The 7435-nt window shown below is 64.1% G+C and carries 8 protein-coding genes; 1 reads left to right on the forward strand and 7 read right to left on the reverse strand.

Annotation, left to right across the window (positions count from 1 at the left end):
* Positions 1-37: 37 nt before the first annotated feature.
* The 7 genes from A5658_RS20075 to A5658_RS20105 form a co-directional block, all read right to left on the reverse strand.
* Positions 38-1729 carry a hypothetical protein gene (locus A5658_RS20075; protein WP_067339313.1) on the reverse strand — a complete coding sequence of 564 codons (1692 nt, stop codon included), beginning with the start codon at positions 1727-1729 and terminating at the stop codon, positions 38-40.
* 293 nt (positions 1730-2022) lie between these two features.
* On the reverse strand, positions 2023-3687 hold the full coding sequence (locus A5658_RS20080) for a hypothetical protein (RefSeq protein ID WP_156751569.1): 1665 nt from the start codon (positions 3685-3687) through the stop codon (positions 2023-2025).
* Between the two features lie 197 nt (positions 3688-3884).
* A complete protein-coding gene (locus tag A5658_RS20085; protein ID WP_067339318.1) occupies positions 3885-4616 on the reverse strand; it encodes a nitroreductase family protein in 732 nt (243 codons plus the stop codon).
* A complete protein-coding gene (locus A5658_RS20090; protein ID WP_067339320.1) occupies positions 4609-5061 on the reverse strand; it encodes a type II toxin-antitoxin system VapC family toxin in 453 nt (150 codons plus the stop codon). Before A5658_RS20090 ends, A5658_RS20085 begins: the two co-directional genes overlap by 8 nt.
* Positions 5058-5312 (reverse strand): antitoxin, encoded by a 255-nt coding sequence (locus A5658_RS20095; RefSeq protein WP_067339323.1) that lies wholly within the window; start codon positions 5310-5312, stop codon positions 5058-5060. The genes A5658_RS20090 and A5658_RS20095 overlap by 4 nt, the downstream gene beginning before the upstream one ends.
* Before the next feature lie 38 nt (positions 5313-5350).
* A complete protein-coding gene (locus A5658_RS20100; RefSeq protein WP_067339325.1) occupies positions 5351-5851 on the reverse strand; it encodes a DUF2505 domain-containing protein in 501 nt (166 codons plus the stop codon).
* A 9-nt stretch (positions 5852-5860) separates the two neighbouring features.
* A complete protein-coding gene (locus A5658_RS20105) occupies positions 5861-6568 on the reverse strand; it encodes a flavodoxin (protein ID WP_067339327.1) in 708 nt (235 codons plus the stop codon).
* Positions 6569-6612: 44 nt separating this feature from the next.
* Here A5658_RS20105 and A5658_RS20110 point away from each other — a divergent pair.
* A partial coding sequence (locus A5658_RS20110) for a class I SAM-dependent methyltransferase (RefSeq protein ID WP_067339326.1) occupies positions 6613-7435 on the forward strand: 823 nt, incomplete at its 3' end.

Genomic DNA, 7435 nt, shown 5'->3' on the forward strand with positions numbered 1-7435 from the left:
GCTGGGGGTCCGATTTTGTCTTGGGCGGTTAGGCGCCTTAGAACATGCTCAGCACGGACTGCGGCACGACCGACGCGAGGTCCGCGCTGATCTGAGCGCTGATATCGGCGAGCGCCGCGCTGATCGCGTCCGCACCCGCCGTGGTGCCGGCACCCGCCAGCAGCGCGCTCAGGTCGGTGCTGAACTCGCTGAAGACATTGGCGCTACCGGCCGACTCGGCGGCAGCCGTGCTCGCCCCAGGGAATGCCTGCTGAAATGCTTCCCACCACGGGAGACCGTCAACGGCGCCATTCTGGTACGGGTCCGGGCTGGTCAGGGGGTCGGCCAGGAACCACATCAGCTCGGGGGTCGCGGCGTTGAAGTTCCACTCGTTGTTGGTGGCCAGCGTCAGCAGGTCGTTCCACACCAGCATCGGGTTGTACCCGCCGTAAACCGGGTCGAGCACGGCCGGCCCCGGGGCGTCCGAGTTGCCGTAGGCCAGATACGCCGGATCGGTGTACCAACCGGCGTTGGTGTACAGGTATGGCAGCTCCGGGTTGATGCTTGCCAGCCCCTTGTCGACGTCGGCCAGCTCGGTCGGGCTGAGGTTGTAGATCCCGGTCTGCAGCAACGCCACCGACGCGTTGATCTGGTCCTGCGTCGGCTCGTTGACCAACGCCGGGTCCTGCGCGTAGTCGGCGACCCAGGTGGCCAGCGTCGTGTTGGTCGGATCCATCTTGGCGATGTCCGCGACCAGCGCCGGGACCTGGAATTCCGTCGGGATGTCGCACAGCGCCGGGCAGGCGGGGCTGCCCTCTGTGTAGCCGTCGAAGTCGATGATGTAGCCGGCCATCAAGTTCTCGAACGTATGCGCCACGCCCTCGGCCGACGGAATCTCGACACCCGTTCCACCGATGCCTGAGGTCGACGGGTCCTGGGTCAGGCTGTCGTACAGCGTCTGGAACGGCTGCAGCAGGTTGAGGTGGAAGGTTGTCCCGTCCCACGGCTCCGTGTTGCCGGCGCCGGTACCGCCCTCGAACGGGTCGCCACTGCTACCCCATCCGAGGATGGACGCCCATGTGTCATTGACCGGGCCGCCGGGGTTGGTGGCGTCTGAGAAGGTGTAGCCGTTGATCAGGTCCTGAATCGGCACCTTCAACATGTCCGTGAACAGGCTGAACGGCTGGCCCTCCGCGTTGGTGGCGTTACCGAAGTACGCCTCGAAGAAGCCGATGTCGCGGTCGAATTGGGTGCTGCCGGTGATGACCTCGGGCGGCGTCATCGGGAAGCAGGTGTTCGCGTCACACGACGAGCTGACCGGAAGCTCGGCGGCCAGGAGGCCGGCAAACTCGTAGTTCAGGCCGGGCTCGTACACGCCGTCAGAGTTGGTGAAGCCCTCGGTGAACGCCGAGAACGGAATGAAGTTGTCGATCAGTGCGACGTGGGTGGGGTCACCCGGGTCGATGCCCCACAGGTTCGTCGAGCTGGGCACCCACCACGTACCCGTGAACAGCAGCGAGTTCGCGACGGTGGCAAGGCCGCCGCCCTCGAGCTCGTTGTAGGGAATGTTCAGGATGTCGTTGAACAGGTTGACCGGGATGTTGCCGATGTCGCCGGCGGTGACCAGCTTGGTCTCGATGCTGCGGACCGCCAGCGGAACCTGGTGCGCCAATACGGGAGTTGCAACGACGGCGCCGGTCGCGGCAAGCGCGGCGGCGGCAAGAGCGTAGGGACGCGAAGCAGCCAGCATGGCTCCCCCTTCACATGTTCGGCTAGCTCAACAGCAACTGAACCTACACTAAGAATTTCTAAGTTCATGCCAAAATTGAACAATTGATGTCGCGATATTTCGTGACAGCGATCACAGAAATTAGCCTGGTGTCCAATAAAGGCCGTAATGTCCAATTAATTGGATGAATCGTCCAATGCGAGAATTATTGTTGATTCACGGAAATTGCCCCGCACCATCGCTCGACGAATCCCAGGTCAGCGTGGTAAATCGGACCCGGTGACGGGCGGTGGCAGCAAGATTCCGGCCCCCGCCTAGAACGCCGTCAGGGCTGACGCGGCCAAATCAGGTACCCATGCCGCGGTCATCTCCTCCAGCAGCCCGGCGAACTCCGCCGACATTGCGGCGGGATCGAACCCGCTAAACAATGCGCCGAGGTCCAGCGACCCTGGATCGAATTCGCCGAACAATGCACTCACGTCAAACGAGGACGGATCGAAGTTGAACAAATTCGTCAGGTCCGACGCCCATTCGGCGGGATCGAGGCCACCCGCGAGGTCGGCCGCCGCGGCCGCACCCGGCTCCGCCGCCGTCGATGACAGCGGGAAGAAGATCGTCTCCAGCGTGTCGATGTTGAGCAGCTGCTCCCAGTTCGTCTCGTTCTCGCCAAGTGCGAGCAGGTCGCTCCAGACCAACCCCGGGTTGTAGCCGCCGTACATGCCTTCGAGCGGCACCGAGGGGTCCAGCCCGCCGTGGTCCGGCAGCAGGAAGTCCAGGTATTCGGGATCGGTGACGATGCCCGCGTGGGTGAACAACGCCGGCAGACCCTCGTTGATGCTGCCTAACGCCTCGTTGTAGTTGGCCAACTGTTCCGGCGTCAGGTTGTACATGCCGGTCTGCAGCAGCGCGACGGCGTAGTTGATCTGCTCCTGCGTCGCGTTGTTGTTCGGGTAGAGAGCGTCCTCGGCGAAACCCGCCAGCCAAGCCTGAATCATCGGGTTGGAGTCGTCGGGATCCAGAGCGTCCACCAGTTCGTAGGTGGACCATCCCTCGGGTATCTCGCACAGGCCGGGGCATGCCGGGCTGCCCGGAGTGTAGGGGTTGAAGGCGACGATCAGCGACGCGGCGATGGACTGCAGCGACTGACCGAATTCGCCCAGCGTCGGAATGTTGATGCCGGTCCCGGGCAAGTCTCCGTCGGTGGCCGGGTCTTCCAGCAGGTGCTCCCAGTAGTTCTGGAACGGCTGGAAAAGGTTGAAGTAGAAGGTGTGGCCATTCCACGGCATCGCGTCGTCGTCGCCGACCGTGCCGCCGAGGAATGGGTTGTCGCTGCCCCAGAAGCCGAACGCGGGATCGTTGGTGGCCGGACCGCTGGGGTTGTAGGCGTCGTCGAAGGTGTAGCCGTTGATCAGGTTCTGCAACGGGACCTGGAACCAGTTCTGGAACAGCCCGAAGTTCTCCCCGTTGCCCTGGGCGGTCAGCGCGTTGATGTAGCCGATGAACCGGTCCCACTGCGTGCTGCCGGTGATGACGTCGGGCGGCGTCATCGGGTAGCACGTCTCGGCATCACACGAGCCGTCGACCGGGAGCTGCGCGGCCAGGAAGCCGGCAAGCTGGTACTGCAACCCGCCCATGCCCTGGTTGAAGTCCGGGAACGGCGCGAACAGGTTGGTCAGCATCGCGACTTTGGTCGGGTCGCCGGTGTCGATGCCCCACAGGTTGGTCGAGCTCGGCACCCACCAGTTGCCGCCGAGAAAGTTGGAACCGGCCAGCGAGTTGAGCGCTTGTACCTCGTTGTAGGGGATGTTCGCGAAGTCGGTCAGCAGGTTCATCGGGATGTTGAGAATCGACTCGTCGACCAACCGTGTCTCGATGCTGAGCGTCGGCAGGTGAATGGCCTTCTGCGCCATCGGGGTGACAGCGACCAGACTCGTCGCCGCCAACGCCGCGGCGGCCATGACATACGGACGCGCAGCCATCTGCATGACGCGATTCCCCCTCCGAAATTGAACAGCTGAATGGCTCCTGAACCTAAACTCAGAAAGCCTCAGATGTCGCTATCGTTGGGGCGTCTCTTTTAAACCTCATATCTATCTGGTCAAACTCATATTTAACGCGGTGCGAAATGAATGGCGTTGAATTAACCCATTTCTCGTGCGCCGTGATATAGGACCAGTCAACGATCGAGCCAGGCGCGGTTGCCATAGGTGTCCAAATGCGTTACCCGCTCGACGGGCACCCGCGTCGTGGGGCCGTAGCGCCCGCGCGGCCATCCGAGCGCCACCACGCAGCAGGGCGTGACCGAACGCGGGAGACCCAGGATTTTGCGGGCCTTGCCCACTCCCCACAGCGGCAACGTGATCAGCGACGCGCCCAGGCCCATCGCGCGGGCGGCCAATAAAAGGTTTTGCACGCTCGGGTAAATCGAACCCCAATATCCCGACACCGCGGCGTGCGGCATCAGCGAATAGGGCGCGCGGCCCTCGCGGATCGTGAGCCGCAGGCACGCCACCACCAGAACCGGAATTTCGCTGAAGTGGTCGACCTGCCATTGCGCCGCGCGGATGACCTTGGCCAGCGACGGGTCGTCGTCGCCGGCACTGCTGAGCAGTCCGCCGTAGGAGAATTTCCAGCCCTTGCGGTAGCGGCCGGCCAGCTTCTTGATCAACCGCCGGTCCTTGACGACGATGAACTCCCAGTTCTGCCCGTTGGCGCCGGTGGGCGCCCGAAGAGCCAGCTCGATGCACTTCAACACGACCGCGTCGTCGACCGGTTCGGCGTGCACCCGGCGTACCGCCCGCTGGGTCAGCATCGCGTCCTGCAGCGGCATGTTCAGCCCGGCCAGCGCGTCCGCGGTGGATGGCGCCACCCGGAAGGCGTCGGCGTAGGGGTTCGTCTCGTCAGTCATGATCTTTGCCCAAGTCAGAAGTTTCGGGTGTTTCCCACCGCACACCCTCGAATCGTCCGAAATCGCTGTCGTAACTGACGATCCGTGCGCGATGCTCAATCGCCAAAGCGGCAAGATGCGCGTCGTTGACGAGATTGCCTCCTGCGCCGACCTGCGACAGCAGCCCGAAGAGGACGTCGCCGTGGCGCGGAGTCGGCGACACGATGACTGCGCTAGGCGCGCTGCACCAATCGAGCACCTGCGTCATTGCCGCAGCGGTGGTCAGGGGTGACGGAAAAAGCCCGTGTCGAGTCGTCAATCGCACAAATGCCAGCAGCGGCACCCACGCCAGGCCGACGATGTCGTCGCCGGACAGTGCACGGTCGAGCCAACGGCGCGAGGCCTTGTGATGTTCCGATGCGGTGTTGACCGCGTACAGCAGAACATTGGCATCGACGATCCTCATGCGCCGCGGCGCTGTCGCCGGATCAGCTCCTCATCCTCGAGTTGGCCGGCGATCTGCAGGGCTCGGTCCAGGTTGACCGACGGCACACCCAAATCAGCGGTCTGCGTTTCGAAAGCTACCGGTGCGGGGCGACGTTGTGCGCCTTGTCGAATGGCATCGTTGAGGGCCTGCTTGAACGACACGTTGCGGTCACGCATAAGCCGCCTGATGACCACGAGCGTGTCGTCATCGAGGGTGACCGTCGTCCGCATTTTGACAGCATAGCATCAAATTAACTGATGACGTGCTGTCAGACGTGTTCGCTGACCCACCGAGCGGTGAAGTCCTGGACATCCGGTATCCCCTGGGCGAATTCGCGCGCGATGAAGCTTTCGACGGTCCCGCCGACCAGCGGGACCTTGAACTCCACCGTCCCGTTCAACGTCAGCAGCGAACCGTCCGCGGTGGGCGTGACCGAGGCCGAGGCCGAGCCGGCACCCGGCGCCCCGGACACGGCGACCACGATCTCCCCGCGGAGTTGATCGCCCGACGGTGTCCACGTCTCGGTGTGCCGGACCTTGATGTCGCGCCGGTAGAACTTCGAGACGATCCCGGGCAGCAGATCGCGGCCGAGGTCCTGGGTGGTGGTGACCCGCACGGTCCGGTCGTCGTCGACGACCAGGGACTCCAGTGTGGTGCCGCCGCTCATGGTGCCCAGCCGGGCCAGCCAGTAGTCCTCGGTACTGAACGCGGCGTGCACCTGGTCGACACTCGCGGGCGAGGCGACCGATACGTCAAAAGGGCGGGACATCTATCAGTCCTACACCGGGTCCTGGCCCGGCAGCGCCGAGCTCTTGGCCAACAACCGGTCCGCGAGGCGGCCCGCGAACGCCCGCGTCTGCTCCAGCTGTTCGGGCTGCACGTTGGTCGGCGGCAGTTTGAGGCCCAGCGACTTCTTGCGGTACTCCCCGGTGCCGAGATAGCTGGTCAGCGCCAGCATCGAGCGAAGGTTGTCACCGGGATAGGTGAAGTGGATTTCGTCGACGTACCGGCCGCCCTGTTCCTCGGCGAGCTCACGTACCCCTTCGAGGTTGGCCTGCCAGAACGTACGGCAGACGACGAACACCGCAAACGGCTTGCCGGACAACAAGTTACGCGCCTCATCCGACTTCAGGAACGAGCGCAGCGGCATGCTGACGTTGTCCCACCAGGTGGGCGACCCGATCAGGATCAGGTCGTAGTCGCCGTTACGCACCGTGTCCGGCGTTTCGATCTGCCCGATCTCGTTGCGCTTCTGAGCGTTCAGCACGCTGAGCATGTCGGGCCATACCCGGCGCATCGGGAAGCGGGAGAACTTCGGGGAGTACTTCGGGTCGGTGAATTTGATCTCGGCTTCGCTGACCTCGCATCCGCGGTCACGGAAAACCTCGCCGGCCGCGTCGAGCACCTTATGCGCCTGCCCGGTGTACGAGTAGTACAGCAGCAGCACCCGCGGCGGCCGTGCGCCCCTATCGGTCGTATCCGTCATGGCTTCCTCCATCTCCAACACCTCGAACAGTAGGGTTAAGCCCCGTGACCGACAAAGTTTCCATCGACCTCAGCGGTCCGTCCCAGACGATGCTGACCACCCTGTACTGCAAGGCGCTGGACGCTGACTGGGACCGGCCGATCCTCGGCGACGAGTACGCCAAGGCGGCGGTGGCCCGAATCGACTACGACTGGGACGAACTCAAGGTCTCTGACCGCTGGACGCCGCTGGTGACGGTGCGGACCGCGCAGTTCGACGTGTGGACGCGCGAGTTTTTGGCGGCTCACCCGGACGCCACCGTGATCCACGTCGGCTGCGGTTTGGACAGCCGGGTGTTCCGGCTGGACCCCGGGCCCGGCGTGCAGTGGTACGACGTCGACTATCCGACGGTAATCTCGTTGCGCGAGAAGGTTTTTCCGAGTCGGCCGAACTACCACCTGGTTGCCACACCGGCGACCGATCCGTCGTGGCTGGACCAGATCCCGGCCGACCGGCCGACGCTGCTCCTGGCCGAGGGCATCAGCATGTACCTGACCGAGGACGACGGCATCGAGCTGCTGCAGCACGTCATCGACCGGTTCGGGACCGGCGAGATCCAGATCGACTACTACAGCCGGCTGGTGGTGCGGTCGCAGAAAACGCACCGCCTGCAACGCCAGTCCGGTTCGACGCTGTACTGGGCCGTCAACAAGCCGTCCGATGTCCTCGACCGGCTGACCGGGGCCCGATTGGTCGACGGGGTGACGTTTTTCGACGCCAGCACCTTCGGCCGGGCGTCGGGAGTGTTCCGGTTGATGCGTCAGCTGGTTCGCCCCCTGCCGCCGCTGCGCCGAACCTTCCAGTACCACCGCTACGCCTACGGGCCGG

Source organism: Mycobacterium sp. 1245111.1 (assembly GCF_001673405.1).
Classification (GTDB): domain Bacteria; phylum Actinomycetota; class Actinomycetes; order Mycobacteriales; family Mycobacteriaceae; genus Mycobacterium.